This window comes from Megasphaera sp. ASD88 (assembly GCF_002287425.1).
GTDB lineage: Bacteria > Bacillota > Negativicutes > Veillonellales > Megasphaeraceae > Megasphaera > Megasphaera stantonii.
On the sequence record NZ_NQXW01000001.1, the window covers coordinates 1 to 14,427 of the forward strand.

The following is a 14,427-nucleotide window of genomic DNA, read 5'->3' on the forward strand; positions in this document are numbered from 1 at the left end:
GGGACAGGTGTATGGGGAACTGAGCATAATGTACGAAGGCCGACTCCCAGAGTAACGCATAGCTGGCAAAAGCAGGCGAAAATCCTGTCTGTACTTGACATGTTCAGCATGTGTTGTTATATATAAACCATGAGCTGAAAGTTCTCAAATTCGCTTTCAGCTTACCAAGTATCATAGAAGATCTATGTTTACAGAGATTTTTTCACAGGCTCTTTTATTTCAGGTGTTGTACTTAGATTGTACATTCATTTACGAAAAAATCGCTCACATCGTGAGCGATTTCGTCAAACCTACATCTTGATATTTTCGATTGCATCGTCCATAGGGGATTACCTCTCAATACATCTGCAACGTAATTTATGAGCTTCACTGTAAGTCATAATCATTTTAAGCTGCCGGATGATTGTTCACGACGGCAATTAATGATTATTTCTTTTGTATTCTTTTTTCAATCCAATCTTTTAATTCATCGCTAGACATGCGGTTATCAGCGACAGCGATAATCATTTCTTCCAGTTCAAGCTGGGTATACTCTAATTCTATCTCATTGATGTACAGAAAGACCAACATGCTGTGAACCGCAGAACGTTTGTTGCCGTCGCGGAAAGGATGATTTTTCGCCAGACCATAACAAAGACGGGCTGCTTTATCTAGAAGAGAGGGATATAATTCCTGACCGCCGAATGTTTGAAACGGCGTGCTGACAGCAGATTCTAATAGTCCCATGTCATGAATGCCTTTATCCATGACAAAGTTTTTTTCCATTTGTTTATGAAAAGCCAATACATCGTCTAGAATGATTGCGATTGTATCTTTTTCAGTACTCATTTGTTTTCCAAATCCTTATATGCTTGGTAATTCCGCTGCATCATCAGTTCAGATGCCTTGCGGATTTTTTCTTTAATTTCCTGGCTGGTCTGGCTAGTAAGTATTTTCTTTTCTTGTTTAGTTTGTTGTACATTCATCATAATGCTCCTCGTTTTACTGTACTTTCACTGATTTCGAATAGTTTATTAAATTCAGAACGCTCCATTGAAACCTTCTTTTAGCATATTATAATGTCATATTACAATAAATTTGTACATAATGGAAGAGAATAATGAAGAAGATAACTTGCATATCATGGGTAATTAGCGGTTGACGTCGTGGTATCTTATAGATAAGAAACCTTGTGTATTATGCAAGAAAAAGAAGCGAGAATTTGGAAAAATGATGGTTGAAAGAGGAATATTCAAGAACAAAATGCTGACGCTGATGGCTGGTTCCATAGATTTTGTCATGGCGTTCCCCTAAGGGTATGGTATAATATCAAGTAATATAGGCCTAGTTGCGATAATGGTATGTGTATGGCGAAGGAACGGGGAGATGAGAGACATGAAAGCCTTATCGCTGCATCCGTATTATGCGACACTGATTGCTGCAGGCGAAAAGCATATTGAATATCGGTCATGGAGTACACCTTACAGAGGGCTGCTGTTAATTTGTGCTTCGCAATATAATGACGGGCCTCAATTTCCCAGAGGGTATGCCTTATGCATTGTCAATTTAGTACATATTACGGGCGGAAATCGAAAGTATGCGTGGCATTTTGATCCAGAGGTCGTGCCGATCGCTCCGTTTCCTGTAAAGGGAAAAATTCATTTATTTGACGTGCCAGATGAGAAAATCACCGTGTTGTATGAAACGGGGACAGACCATTTTGTTGATTTTGATACGGCCTATTCTCTTTGGATAGATGAGGGGATATGCCGTGATGTGGAATAAAAGCTGGAAGGATAGTTTATATGAAACTGACAGTGGAACAACGGGATAGATATGCCCGCAATATGGCTTTGGCCGGCATCGGCGAAGAAGGACAACGGAAATTATGGGAAAGCAAGGTACTGCTCATCGGTGCCGGCGGGCTGGGTTCTCCTATTGCCTTGTATTTGGCGGCGGCCGGCGTAGGGACGCTGGGGATTGTCGACGGCGACGTCGTCGATGTGTCTAATTTGCAGCGGCAGATTCTCCATTCAGAACAGGCTGTCGGCACGGAGAAGGCATTGTCGGCGCAGCGGCGGCTGCAGGAGCTGAACGGCGGTATTACGGTCGTGCCGTACTGCGAAGAGGTGACGCGGAGCAATATTGCCGACATTATCAATGATAAGGATTACGATTTCATCATCGACGGGACGGATAATTTCTCGGCTAAGTTCCTCATCAACGACGCCTGCGTCCTGCTGCAGAAGCCCTTTTCCCACGCCGGCGTCGTGGCGTATCACGGGCAGGTCCTAACCTACGTGCCGGGCCAGGGGCCGTGCTATCGCTGCATCTTCGAGGAAGAGCCGGCTCCCGGCGACGTGCCGACGGCGAAGGACGTCGGTATATTGGGCGCTGCGGCCGGCACGATCGGGACGATACAGGCGACGGAAGCGATTAAGTATATTACCGGCGTCGGCGAATTGCTGACGGGGACGCTCCTGACCTACGACGCCCTGACCATGACCTTCCGCAAGGTGCCTTTTCCGCAGAATCCAGACTGCGCCGTCTGCGGGGATCATCCGACGATTACGGCGCTGTAGCGGCTGATGTTGCGAAGAAAATTTCCTTTTCACAGGAGTGATAGGCGAAGACATGGAATTTCTGCCGTTGGCAGCCGTTGGGAAGGGAAGACGCAAGGGCTGCGCTGTTCTGGATTCTATTCTTGCGTCATCAGGTCAAATGTGCTATTCTATTAGGCAATGATTAGAGTACGCATCAAGGGAGATCGTGGCGATGAAAAAAATCGTATCTTGGCTTGCCGGCCTGGCGCTGACCGGGGCCGTCCTGGTAGCAGGCATAGGGTTGTTTTGGTTTTTCGGCTCGACAAATTATTTGCTGACCGGCGTTCCTGTCCTGAATTATCATCAGGTAAACGACAAGTTTCAAACGGTGCTGACGATGACGCCGGCAGACTTTGAAGAACAGATGAAGTACCTTCACGACCACGATTATCATGCGATTACGCAGGACCAGTTCGCCGCCTATATGCGCGGCGAGGGCAGCCTGCCCGACCGTCCGGTCATGATTACCTTTGACGACGGGTATGTCGACAACTATGAGCATGCCTATCCTATCATGAAGAAATACGGCCTTACGGGGACGATTTTTCTCATCGTCGATTTGATGGAGACGCCGGGATATCTGACGTGGGCCCAGGTACAGGAAATGGGGCGGAACGGCATGGAATTCGGCTCCCATACGATGAGTCACAAGCCCTTGACCAGCTTTGACCGCCAGGGCGTGCGGACGGAGCTGCGGGAATCCAAGGCGGCCATAGAATCCCATTTGCAGAAGCCCTGCAAGTATATCGCCTTTCCCGAAGGGGAGTTTGACGACATGGTCATGGAAGAGACGCGGGCGGCCGGGTATGAGTACGGCTTTACTGTAGAAACGGGGCGGGATTTTCCCTGGGACGACCACTTCGATTTGGCCCGGGTTCCCTTTTTTGAAGGGCCCGACAGCTTCGGCCATTTCTATTTCCGCCTGAATTTCAGTACCTTGAGCTCGTGGCTGTGGCGCCTGCATAAAGGGCTGGAGGCCAGGGAAGCGACGAAGTCCTTGGCGGTCTTTGTTCCCGAGCCGTAGCAAAGGAGAGACGGGAAGACGATGACGGAAAAAGAGAAGATGCTCCGCCGGCTGCTGTATGACGCCAATTATGACGAAGAACTGCTGGCAGAACGGATGAGGGCAAAGGACTTATGCTATACCTTTAACCAGCTGCGTCCGTCGGAAGCGGCGGAGCAGGAACGCATCCTGCGGTCCTTATTGGGAAAGACTGGGGCTTCCTTTTCGATATTGCCGCCCTTTTGGTGCGACTACGGGTATAATATCGAAATCGGCGACCATTTTTTTGCCAACCACAACTGCGTGATCCTGGACGCCAATAAGGTCGTATTCGGCGATAATGTCTTTATCGCGCCGAACTGCGGCTTTTATACGGCCGGCCATCCCATCGACGCAGGGCTGCGGAATCAAGGGCTGGAATACGCCTATCCCATTACGGTAGGACACGACGTGTGGATCGGGGCAGGCGTGCAGGTCATGCCTGGCGTGACGATCGGCAGCAACGTCGTCATCGGCGGCGGCAGCGTCGTCGTTCACGATATTCCCGACAATGTCGTCGCTGTCGGCAATCCCTGCTGGCCTGTTCGTCCGATTACCGCGGCCGACGCCGCCTTGTACGGTGCAGGAGGCATCTGACAAATATATACGGAAATATAAAAACACCTGATATCGGTCTGTTAGGCCATGTCAGGTGTTTTTGCCTATTGCTGGAGGAATCTTTTTATAAATTTTAGAAATATTTAAAGAATGTAGAGTATAATATATAATGAAAACGTATCGATGAATGGGGAGGGATGGTCTTGCTGAAGATACGGGATATTTCGCTGCGGAAACGGATGATGCTGACGAATTTCCTCATGGTATTCATTCCCGTCGTGTGGCTGACGATTTTAGGGGGAGTTATCTTTGCCGGGCTGCAGTTTACCGGCACGGTGCGGCAGAGCGAGCTGGCCCTGCTGTGGCCGGAAAAGGGGTCGTCCATGTCGATTTCCTATGCGGTGAGTTCCCTGCGCATGAAGGTAGAAAACGAGGATTCGCTGAAGCTGGAAGACGTGTTTGAAGAATGCCTGATTTTGGAAAAGCACGGCATACAGACCGTCATCGTCGCCGACGGCCGCCTGCTGTATATCACTGACGGGGCTGATGAAGACGATATACGGTATTTGGTCCAGAAGCAGTGCGGAAACGCCGCCTCGGCCATGTCGTGGAATAACGAGGACTTTGCCTTTATTTATTCTTCGCCCCGCCGCGACACGGTCATATGGGCGGCCGGACAGATGCCCTTCGTCACGTCGTACGATGCCGACGACGCCTTGGAGGATGTGCTGGAAATCGTGCTGTTTGCCGTCCTCGTCCTTTCCATCATCGTCATCATCTGGCTGGGCCTGTATTTATCGCGCCTCCTGTCGCGGCAGATTATCGAGCCGCTGGCAGAGCTGCGGAAGGCTGCGGCGGAAATTCAGCAGGGCAATTTTGAGTATCCCCTTGTCGTGCCGGCGCAGGATGAGCTGGGCCAGACGTGCCGCGATTTTGACGACATGCGCAAGGAACTGCGGAAGGTGCGGGAGGAACGGCAGAAGTACGAGCAGAACCGCAAGGAATTGATCGCCGGCATTTCTCATGATTTGGCGACGCCTCTTACGCTGCTGAAGGGCTATGCCAGCGGCATTCGCGAGGGCATTGCCCGGACGCCGGAAAAGCAGCGCCAGTATATTGATAAAATTTATGACACGGCCTGCGCCATGGAGCGGCTCGTAGACAGCCTGTTCCTGTTTTCCAAGCTGGACCTGGGACGGATTCCCTTTTCGCTGGAAGTCGTGCCGATATACCGGTATTTTGAAGACGTCATCGGCGAGACGGCTATGACGCTGGCCGAACAGGGCGTGACGCTGACGCTCCGGGGACATCAGAGCACGGCGGCCGTGGCCATAGACAGGAACCAATTCCGGCGGGTCGTGGAAAACCTGCTGACGAACTGCGTAAAATATAAGACGACGCCTAAGGCCGACGTAGAAATCGTCATTGCCGAGGAAGGCGAGTCCGTCGTCGTTTCCTTTGTCGACCACGGCGTCGGCGTGCCGGCCGAAAGCTTGCCGAAATTGTTCGACAGCTTTTACCGCACCGACGCGGCCCGTACGGACGTAAAGAAGGGCAGCGGCCTGGGCCTGGCGATTGCCAAGCAGATTATCGAATCGCTGCACGGCTCGATTTGGGCAGAGGAAACGAAGGGCGGCGGCCTGACGATTTCCATGCGCCTGCCCATTGCAAAGGAGGAGTAACATGAAGCGCATTTTGATCATTGAAGACAATAAGGAAATTACGGAGTTAGAGCGGGATTACCTGGAAGCGAACGATTTTGAAGTCGATATAGCCGAAGACGGCGTGACCGGCTTGGAAAAAGCGTTGGCTGATGAATATAATTTAATTTTATTGGATATCATGCTGCCGCGCATGGACGGCTTTCAGGTCTGCCGGGAAATACGGGCGCAGAAGGATGTGCCCATTCTCATGGTGTCGGCCAAACGGGAAGATATCGACAAGATCCGGGGCCTGGGACTGGGAGCTGACGATTACATCAGCAAGCCCTTCAGCCCCAGCGAACTGGTAGCCCGGGTCAAGGCCCATATCAGCCGCTATGAACGGCTGACGAGCCGCGCCGGCGCCGCGCCGAAGGACGAAGACGTCCTCAAGGTCGGCGAGCTGGAAATCCATTTAAAAAAGCACCGCGTCTTTTCCCAGGGCAAGGAAGCCTTTTTGACCAACAGGGAATTCGAGCTGCTGGCTTTTTTAGCTAAGCATCCGGGCATCGTGTTCAGCCGCGAGCGGATTTTTGACCGGGTTTGGGGGCTGGATGCGGCCGGCGATACGGCGACGGTCATGGTTCATATCAACCGCATCCGTGAAAAGATAGAGCCTGATCCGACGCAGCCCATCTACATTGAAACCGTATGGGGCGCAGGCTACCGCTTTGCCGAAGGATAGGAGTTACCGCCCGGGCTTTTTTACATACGACGTGCCGCCTGCTTCTTCAATGAGGCCGTACAGCTGCAGCTTCAGTAGCAGAGGACTCAGTTGAGACGGCGGCAGCTTCGTTTTGACGACCAGCTCGTCCTGGGACACGGGCTGGTCGCAGGGCAGGGCTTCCAATACAGCTTCTTCCAACAGCGTGAGGGAAAATGGCGGGAGGCTTTGTTTCATTTCCTCTGCGTCCCAGCCATACTCGGATAGGATATCTTCAATGCCCGTCAGGGCGATAGCCCCCTTGCGCAGGAGGGCGTTCGTCCCCTTGCTCATTTCAGAATAAATGCTTCCGGGGACGGCGAAGACGTCCCGCCCTTCTTCGAGGGCAAAATCAGCCGTAATGAGGGATCCGCTGCGCAGGGCCGCCTCGGTCACGACGACGCAGCGGCACAGGCCGGCGATGATGCGGTTGCGGGCTGGGAAATTCATCGCCAAAGGGCGGACTCCGAAGGCGTATTCGCTGACGACGGAGCCGCCTTTTTCTATGATGTCTGCAAATAAAGCCTTGTTTTCCGGCGGATAGGCCGTGTCCAGGCCGTTGGCGACGACGGCGCAGGTAATCCCTTTGCCGGCTAAGGCCCCCAGATGGGCTTTGGTATCGATGCCGCGAGCCCCGCCGCTGACGACAGCGATGCCGCTGCGGGCCATTTGTTCCGCCAGGGTCTGGGCGGCGTTCCTGCCGTACGGCGTGGCCTTGCGGGCGCCGACGATGGCGACGGCTTTGGGAAACTGCGGCAGCGCTCCCTGATAGTACAGTATAGGCGGCGGATTATACGTTTCGCGGAGAAGCTGGGGGTAGTCATCTTCCCACAAGGCGACGAGCTTCGTATGATATCGGGACAGCAGGCGGAGCTGCTCATCCCAGTCATAGCGGGACCGCGCCTCCGTCAGCGCCGTACCGACGGTTTCCGGTATGCCCGCGTCTTGCCAGTCGGCGGCCGAAGCGTCCCAAGCGGCCGCGGCAGAGCCGAACCGGCTGATCAGGGCGCTGATGCGGCGGGAGCCCAGCCCGGGCAGGGAGGCGAGGGACGCCGTATAGAGTCGTTCCTTTTCTATGTCCTGTATTGTCATGGCGTCACACCCTTTGTAATGTATTGCGGTAGCTCACTGCTTCGGCAACGTGTTCACTTCGTATGTGTTCGTCCCCGTTTAAGTCGGCAATCGTCCGGGCTGCTTTGACGATGCGGTCGCAGCTGCGGGCGCTTAGCTTCATTGTGTCGAACACAGTCTGCAGCAGATCTTGGGCGCCCCTTGATAGACGGCACGTTTCTTTGATTTCCCGATGGCCCATGTGAGCGTTGCAGGACAGGCCGTACGATTGGAGCCGCCGCTCCTGTCTTTCTCTGGCGGCCAAGACGCGGCTGCGGATTGCTTCGGACGACTCCTGGGGAATGGTCGTAATCAATTCCTGGTATTTGGGGCGGTCTACGGCGACGTGCAGGTCGATGCGGTCCAGGAGAGGGCCCGATATTTTGCGGACGTATCGGCGGATTTCGCCGGTCGTGCAGGTACAGGAATTCGACTCGGAGCTGCCGAAAAAGCCGCAGGGACAGGGATTCATGGCGGCGATGAGGATGAAGCGGGCCGGATAGGACAGGGAGGCGTTGACCCGGGAAATGTGGACGACGAAATCCTCCAGGGGCTGGCGCAGCACTTCCAATACGGAACGGGGAAACTCGGGCAGCTCGTCGAGAAACAGGACGCCGTTGTGGCTTAGGGTCACTTCGCCGGGCTTGGGAATCGTGCCGCCGCCGATGAGGCCTGCCGTGGAAATCGTGTGGTGAGGACTGCGGAAGGGCCGCTGCGCCAGCATTTTCGACTGCTGAAAAAGGCCGGCTACGCTGTATATCTTTGTCACCTCCAGCGATTCGCGCAGGCTCATGGGCGGCAGAATCGTAGGAATCCTCTTGGCCAGCATGGTCTTGCCGGAACCGGGCGGGCCGATGAGCAGGACGTTGTGGCCGCCGGCCGCGGCGATTTCCAGGGCCCGCTTGGCCGTAAACTGTCCTTGGACCTCTGAAAAATCGACGCGGTAATCCGGCCGGTCTGTAAACACGTCTCCGGCCACGGCCGGAGAGAGGCGGACAAGGCCCAGCAAATGGGAAATAATGTCCGACAAGGACTCGACGGCATAGACCGTCATGGCGCGGCACAGCAGCGCTTCGGCGGCGTTTTTCTTGCTGACGAAGCAGGTGTGAAAGCCTTCTTCAGCGCCCTGCAGCACCATGGACAGGATGCCTGCGACGGGGCGGATCGTCCCGTCTAAGGCCAATTCGCCGATGAACAGGGTTTGGCGGCACAGCTCGGCCGGGATTTGGCCGCTCGACACCATGATGCCGGCGGCGATGGCCGCGTCGAGGCCGGCGCTGTCTTTTTTCAAATCGGCCGGCGCTAAATTAACCGTAATGCGCCGCATGGGAAATTCATAGCCGCTGTTCTTGATAGCCGAGCGGACCCGCTCCTTCGATTCTTTGACGGACGTCGCCGCCAGTCCTACGATTTCAAAAGCCGGAAGGCCGTTGGAAATGTCCGTCTCGACCGTTATGATATTGCCGTGAAGCCCGAATACGGTGGCTCCGTACGTACGTGAAAACATGGGCGTCTCCTATGCCTTGCTCAAAAAGGCGTGGCGTATATGATGAAGGTGAAATCCCTGCGGCGAAGGGATGACTTCGACGACGTCGAAGCGGCAGGGCATGTGCCAGCAATGGTGCCGCGTCATATAGGACAGGGCGACAAGGGACAGTTTTCTCTGCTTGCGGTTTTCTACGGCTTCGGCCGGCCTGCCGCACTGCTGCGACCGGCGCGTTTTTACTTCGACGAAGACGAGGGTGTCGCCGTCTTGGGCAATAATGTCTATTTCTCCCAGGCGATTGCGATAATTTTGGCTGAGGACTGCGTAGCCCAGCGTATGGCGGAGGTACTTGACGGCGGCTTCTTCGCCGGCCTTTCCCAACGAGGCGTCTGACATGATATCCACTCCTTTGACGAGGTATCTATCGGCAGTATACGAAAGGAACATTAGAACAAATGGAGAATTACATGAAAATTAGATGAAAAAAACGCAAAAATCAGGTTAGTTCATTAAATTTTCATTAAAATTCAGGCCGATGGATGAGGCCGCTTTGCTGTAAAAAAGGGGAAAGCAAAGATTAACACTATTTTTTTGCTTTCTTAAGCGATTGTTTAGATTTATTGTCTATACTGTATATGTAATCAGCAATGCATATAATTCGGTATACTACGATAGATATATGAGGAGGAACATGACATGGAACAAAAGGGATATACGAACTGGCTGAAACGGATATTTACGCCGCGCCGTCTGAAACTCGGCGCAGTCTTAGTGGTTGTCTGCGCCATAGTCGCAGGCGGCGGCGCATGGTATTACCACCAGCAGAAGATGGAACGGAAGGCGCAGATCCAGCAGGCCCAGACGCGCATGGTAGAATATCAGGCGGCGCAGCGCAACGTGCAGCTCATCGGCGTCGAGGACATCAAGGCGATCGCCGCCCAGGCTGTCGGCAAGGATGTGGCAGAATTGCGGTTCCGGGAAATTTCCCTGGAAAATAAATGGGACGACGGCAACTATCGGAACGCGCGCCGCGACCGCCAGCCGCGCGACGTAAGACCGGCTGCAGCAGCTCCTGCCCAAGGAAACGGACAGGGACAGGCTGCGCAGGCGACGCCGGGACAGCACGACGGCTGGACGAGACAGGAGGAGTTTTTCCTGCCTATCTATGAAATCGAGTGCAACGGCGACGGCTTAGGCTATGAATTGGAAATCAACGCCATTACGGGCGAAGTCTTGGAAAGCGAAGTCGAATCCTATTCTATTTTCGACGAACTGTAATAGAAACAAAAAAATCTATCCCTGCGGCGTCATGTCCGCGGCGATAGATTTTTTTTGCCGCCGAATAGGCATGATAAAATCCTTGGCTGCACTAGGGGTAGATATATACTCCTTATAGAAAAAGAAAGAACCTCCTATGATACCATGGAAAGGGTCTGGCAACCACATCCCCGTATAGAATAGGAGGTTCTTGTCAATGAATGACGTAAAAAGTTTATCACATAGCAAGAGGAGATGTAAATATCATATCGTATTCGCGCCTAAATATAGGCGGCAGGAAATCTATGGACGAATCCAAGCAGATATTGGGAAAATACTGCGGCAGCTATGCGAGAGAAAAGGAGTAAAGGGGATTTGCGCATAGGGATAGAAAGGATTGAAGAAACGAGTGTATTTTGATAGACGTATAAAAATCACTTATTTTATATAATTTTGAATTACAAGTACAAAATTATTGATACCTTAGCAGTCTTTGGCTTATAATCTGTATAAAATAATGTGTATGTCTGTTTTGACGAATCGAGCCGGATATTTGGCGAAGCTTGTTCAGTATGAGGACATAGATTTAGTCAAAATGGTATCATAATCTTACGGGTTGCTTTTATGAATTTACATAAGGGATGGTATATATGGAACATCATCTGAAAAAGGCCCTCGTCATCGGGGCGACGGGGGCTGTCGGTCGGGATTTGGTAGATATCTTATTGAAAGATGAGCGGTATAGCTCTGTGGCGACGTTTGCACGGAGGGACCTTGGCATTCGACATGAAAAATTGACGTCTTATATCGTCGACTTTGCCTATCCGGAGCAGTGGCGGGAATTCATGCAGGGCGACGTGTTGTTTTCTGCGCTGGGGACGTCGCGGAAGCAGGCCGGCTCTAAGGAAGGGCAGTACCGCGTCGACTATGAATATCAACTGACCGCAGCCCGGACAGCGAAAGAGCAGGGTGTGCGTCACCTGGTACTCGTGTCTTCCGTCGGCGCTGACTGCCATTCTAAGTTCTTTTATCTGCGGCTAAAGGGAGAGATAGAAAGAGCTGCAGAAGCGCTGGGATTCGATGGACTTACCATCATTCAGCCGCCGTCCTTGATACGCAAAACGGCCAAGGGGCTAGGCGAAACGGTGTCTGTCAAAGCGCTGCAAATAGCCAATGCCTTCGGCCTGCTTCGGGGACTTGCGCCGATAGAGACCCGTGTCGTAGCGGAATGTATGGCCCATGCCGGGGCAGAGTCTTTCCGAGGTGTTCGCCGTATAACGGGACAGAATATCCGCGTTTCTATGGATTGAAAGTGTTTTGAAATCGGGCAACGCAGCTAAAGACATTACGAGCAGGAGGGATGACGATGCCTGTTTATATTACAAATCGCATGTACTTGCCTCGGGACGGCGTAGAACGGGTGTTGGAGTATATCGGCGGAGCGGAGCCCCTTGATTTTAACGCCGTTCAGCCCATGCCCCGGGATTTGACGGGACAGGAAGGGCGGGACTGGCGTTCAGCTTTCTGGGGGACAGAGGAAAATGCAGTTCGTGCGGAGCTGATGGGGAATATCCTGACCTTTCAGACTGCCGATACGCCGCCGCTGGGCTGGCTGAAAGAGGTATCCAAGCAGTTTCCGCAATATGAGTTTACGTTGGATTGGTTTTACGACGATTTGCCGGAGTGGTATCAGTGCGTCGTGCGCGGCGGCACGGTGCAGTATATCAACGGCGTGTAAGGGAAATATAGGGAAAATACAAAAGCGCAGGCTGATACATACTCAGCTTGCGCTTGTTTTTGTCGTGTATTACAGTTTTTCTTTCGGCTGTTCCGTCGAGGTATCGTCGGGCTGATCCTTTTGCGAAGGGTCCATCGTATAGGCCGGTTCCTGGGATTTTGCTTTTCGCAGGGCTTTTTCTTCTTCCGTTTCGTTCTTCAACCGCTCTTCTTCCAGCCGTCGCTGTACGGCAGGAGGAACGTACTCTGCTTGGCCTTCCCAGGGTTCTGCCGGATTCGGGCCGTAGAGATTTTTTCCTGGCGTTCCCTTGGCGATGAATAAGTAGGCGTACAGAAAGAGGGAAAAGACACCGGCAAAGGCGCAGCAGACGTTGATGAGCACGTACTGCCAGGATTTGTTCAGGTCATGCCAGCGGCGGACGGCGATGGAGAGGGAAATGATCGTCGTCGGAATGGCCAGGATGACGGCGACGATGAGGCAGATGCCGCCGGTCATCGTCCCGAGGGTGGCGCTGGCCGTGTGCAGCAGATAGGAAATGGCGCCGGCCAGTACCCAGGTGAGGATCGTCAGGTAGATATAATGCCGCCGGCTGAGGCGGCCGTGAAAGGTAAATAACTTCGTTTTTAAGGATTGCTCTTCCCAGGGCATATATTCGGGTGTTGTCGACATAGTATCAAGCTCCTATTCCAATCATTCTTTATAACGCTATAGTATATATTACCACATCAGGCCTCATATGAAAATCGAGAGGATGCGGAAACATTTTACTTCTTCATATTCCCGCCGTTGTGACAGGGATGAAACGGTTTTGTTACAGTTCTGTTTCCGAGCGGGACCGTCTCTGTTACAAATGTATAATATGTAATAAATAATTCATATATATACTTGCGGAGAAATTTTGATAACAGTTATAAAAAAACTGTATAACAGTATATAAATGGGATAAAGATTGTAAATTTTTTCTTGTAACAGAATTGGGATAATGCATATTTATGAGATGTTAAAAACGTGACAAGTGCGCCGGATACTGCTATACTGTAGTCAATCCCAAAGGGGAGAAATGAAAAGACAAGGACAGGAAGGATGATTTATATGAAGAAAAAATTATTTGCAGTGCTCTCAGCTTTAACAGTTTGTGTATCCGGCGCTGCGTTTGCAGCTCCGCAGACCACCTTCCAGGAAGGAGCTGTACAGGTAGATGTAGGCGCATGGAATCCGAAATCTGATATTGGCGGTTTCAGCTCTGACTCGAACTGGAACTTCCAGGGCGGCATTACGTACGGCTTGACTGACGACGTGGCCATCCAGTACCAGTACGCAGGGTTAAAGACCGATGTCAACGGATATGACGCTACGACAGGCAATCAGCAGGAAGTCAACCTCTTGTATTCCCTCAACGACAACGTAGCGGCTTATGCCGGCTACAACCGCATTGAAAACGAATGGGATCATCACGGCAGCACGACGAATAATGTCCTGCAAGTCGGCCTTATCGGCAAAGCGCCGCTGGCGGACAACCTCGACCTCTATGGCAAGGTCGGCGTAGGCACGAAGAACACGACGACATGGGAAGCGGGCCTTTCCTACGGCGTCACGCCGGACCTGGACATCAACGCCGGCTACCGTTACGTCGATACGGAAGGACGGCATGGCAACGACCCCAGCGTCACCTATAAGGGCTTTGTTACGGGTATTTCCTACCGTTTCGGCGGCTTCTAATAGGATGCGTTTCTATACGGCAGCATAATAAGAACCTGCTCCCGCATATGCGAGGGCAGGTTTTTTCTATGGCTTTGGGCCGAGATTGACGAGGCGGTATCTCGTAATGTCTTTTTCCAGCCGGACATAGGTGTATTTGTTTAAAATCCAGTCGTCTTCCCACGGTTCGCCGTTGTCCGATTTCCAGTAATCGTCCCGCGTTTGGACGGAATAGGTGACGCGGAACCGCTTTTCCTCCGGGTCTTCAGGATTTTCTTCGGGGATGACGAAAATGTTTTTATAATCGAAAATCTTCCCTTCTACGAGAAGGCGTTTGCTCTTGTGAAAGGCCAGTTCCTGCTCGACGATGCGGTAGACGATCGTAGAGTCGTTGAGGCCGCCGGCTTCTATCATATTCAGGGTGTCGGGATACAATTCGTGAGGCGGTATCGTTTCATAATGCACGACGCCGCAGAGGCAGACGATAACCAGTATGAGAATGCTTTTACGGGTAATGGCAAAGGGGAGTTTCATGAGCTGCTCCTTTATAATT

Annotated in this window: 17 protein-coding genes and 1 pseudogene; 11 read left to right on the forward strand and 7 right to left on the reverse strand. The window is 52.2% G+C overall.

The window, feature by feature from the left end:
- Positions 1 to 426: 426 nt before the first annotated feature.
- Both CJ260_RS00005 and CJ260_RS12880 read right to left on the reverse strand, forming a co-directional pair.
- Positions 427 to 828 carry a type II toxin-antitoxin system death-on-curing family toxin gene (locus CJ260_RS00005; RefSeq protein ID WP_095628666.1) on the reverse strand — a complete coding sequence of 134 codons (402 nt, stop codon included), beginning with the start codon at positions 826 to 828 and terminating at the stop codon, positions 427 to 429.
- On the reverse strand, positions 825 to 968 hold the full coding sequence (locus tag CJ260_RS12880; protein WP_162860319.1) for a hypothetical protein: 144 nt from the start codon (positions 966 to 968) through the stop codon (positions 825 to 827). The genes CJ260_RS00005 and CJ260_RS12880 overlap by 4 nt, the downstream gene beginning before the upstream one ends.
- A gap of 406 nt (positions 969 to 1,374) precedes the next feature.
- Between CJ260_RS12880 and CJ260_RS00010 the strand changes: the two genes are divergently transcribed.
- The 6 genes from CJ260_RS00010 to CJ260_RS00035 all read left to right on the forward strand — a co-directional run bounded on the left by CJ260_RS00010 (position 1,375) and on the right by CJ260_RS00035 (position 6,567).
- Positions 1,375 to 1,764, forward strand: a complete 390-nt coding sequence (locus CJ260_RS00010) for an ASCH domain-containing protein (RefSeq protein WP_095628667.1) — start codon at positions 1,375 to 1,377, stop codon at positions 1,762 to 1,764.
- A 20-nt stretch (positions 1,765 to 1,784) separates the two neighbouring features.
- Positions 1,785 to 2,561, forward strand: a complete 777-nt coding sequence (locus CJ260_RS00015) for a HesA/MoeB/ThiF family protein (RefSeq protein WP_095628668.1) — start codon at positions 1,785 to 1,787, stop codon at positions 2,559 to 2,561.
- 193 nt (positions 2,562 to 2,754) lie between these two features.
- Positions 2,755 to 3,606: a polysaccharide deacetylase family protein gene (locus CJ260_RS00020; RefSeq protein ID WP_087478468.1), complete on the forward strand. Its 852-nt coding sequence runs from the start codon at positions 2,755 to 2,757 to the stop codon at positions 3,604 to 3,606.
- Positions 3,607 to 3,627: 21 nt separating this feature from the next.
- Positions 3,628 to 4,221: a sugar O-acetyltransferase gene (locus CJ260_RS00025; RefSeq protein WP_095628669.1), complete on the forward strand. Its 594-nt coding sequence runs from the start codon at positions 3,628 to 3,630 to the stop codon at positions 4,219 to 4,221.
- 164 nt (positions 4,222 to 4,385) lie between these two features.
- Complete coding sequence (locus CJ260_RS00030) at positions 4,386 to 5,864, forward strand: cell wall metabolism sensor histidine kinase WalK (RefSeq protein ID WP_095628937.1); 1,479 nt, start codon at positions 4,386 to 4,388, stop codon at positions 5,862 to 5,864.
- 1 nt (position 5,865) lies between these two features.
- A complete protein-coding gene (locus CJ260_RS00035; protein ID WP_087478470.1) occupies positions 5,866 to 6,567 on the forward strand; it encodes a response regulator transcription factor in 702 nt (233 codons plus the stop codon).
- A gap of 3 nt (positions 6,568 to 6,570) precedes the next feature.
- On the opposite strand, the gene dprA is transcribed toward CJ260_RS00035, so the two are convergent.
- Genes dprA through CJ260_RS00050 form a run of 3 tightly spaced genes read right to left on the reverse strand, consistent with a single transcriptional unit; the run spans position 6,571 to position 9,577 of the window.
- Positions 6,571 to 7,677 carry a DNA-processing protein DprA gene (gene dprA / locus CJ260_RS00040; protein WP_233127836.1) on the reverse strand — a complete coding sequence of 369 codons (1,107 nt, stop codon included), beginning with the start codon at positions 7,675 to 7,677 and terminating at the stop codon, positions 6,571 to 6,573.
- 4 nt (positions 7,678 to 7,681) lie between these two features.
- Positions 7,682 to 9,202 (reverse strand): YifB family Mg chelatase-like AAA ATPase, encoded by a 1,521-nt coding sequence (locus tag CJ260_RS00045; RefSeq protein ID WP_095628670.1) that lies wholly within the window; start codon positions 9,200 to 9,202, stop codon positions 7,682 to 7,684.
- A gap of 9 nt (positions 9,203 to 9,211) precedes the next feature.
- On the reverse strand, positions 9,212 to 9,577 hold the full coding sequence (locus CJ260_RS00050; protein WP_095628671.1) for a YraN family protein: 366 nt from the start codon (positions 9,575 to 9,577) through the stop codon (positions 9,212 to 9,214).
- Positions 9,578 to 9,877: 300 nt separating this feature from the next.
- Between CJ260_RS00050 and CJ260_RS00055 the strand changes: the two genes are divergently transcribed.
- From CJ260_RS00055 to CJ260_RS00070, 4 genes and pseudogenes are all read left to right on the forward strand, one after another.
- The gene (locus CJ260_RS00055; RefSeq protein ID WP_095628672.1) at positions 9,878 to 10,459 is read left to right on the forward strand and encodes a PepSY domain-containing protein; all 582 of its coding nucleotides are present in this window, start codon (positions 9,878 to 9,880) and stop codon (positions 10,457 to 10,459) included.
- 196 nt (positions 10,460 to 10,655) lie between these two features.
- Positions 10,656 to 10,808, forward strand: a pseudogene (locus tag CJ260_RS00060) (transposase); the annotation flags it as partial.
- A 280-nt stretch (positions 10,809 to 11,088) separates the two neighbouring features.
- Positions 11,089 to 11,748 carry an NAD(P)H-binding protein gene (locus CJ260_RS00065; RefSeq protein ID WP_087478474.1) on the forward strand — a complete coding sequence of 220 codons (660 nt, stop codon included), beginning with the start codon at positions 11,089 to 11,091 and terminating at the stop codon, positions 11,746 to 11,748.
- 56 nt (positions 11,749 to 11,804) lie between these two features.
- Positions 11,805 to 12,176 carry a hypothetical protein gene (locus CJ260_RS00070; RefSeq protein ID WP_095628673.1) on the forward strand — a complete coding sequence of 124 codons (372 nt, stop codon included), beginning with the start codon at positions 11,805 to 11,807 and terminating at the stop codon, positions 12,174 to 12,176.
- Positions 12,177 to 12,245: 69 nt separating this feature from the next.
- Here CJ260_RS00070 and CJ260_RS00075 read toward each other — a convergent pair whose 3' ends face one another.
- Entirely contained in the window at positions 12,246 to 12,845 is a 600-nt protein-coding gene (locus CJ260_RS00075) for a DUF805 domain-containing protein (RefSeq protein ID WP_095628674.1), read from the reverse strand.
- A 423-nt stretch (positions 12,846 to 13,268) separates the two neighbouring features.
- Between CJ260_RS00075 and CJ260_RS00080 the strand changes: the two genes are divergently transcribed.
- Entirely contained in the window at positions 13,269 to 13,895 is a 627-nt protein-coding gene (locus tag CJ260_RS00080; protein WP_158221330.1) for an outer membrane beta-barrel protein, read from the forward strand.
- 66 nt (positions 13,896 to 13,961) lie between these two features.
- Here CJ260_RS00080 and CJ260_RS00085 read toward each other — a convergent pair whose 3' ends face one another.
- Positions 13,962 to 14,408: a hypothetical protein gene (locus tag CJ260_RS00085; RefSeq protein ID WP_087478478.1), complete on the reverse strand. Its 447-nt coding sequence runs from the start codon at positions 14,406 to 14,408 to the stop codon at positions 13,962 to 13,964.
- Between the last annotated feature and the right edge of the window lie 19 nt (positions 14,409 to 14,427).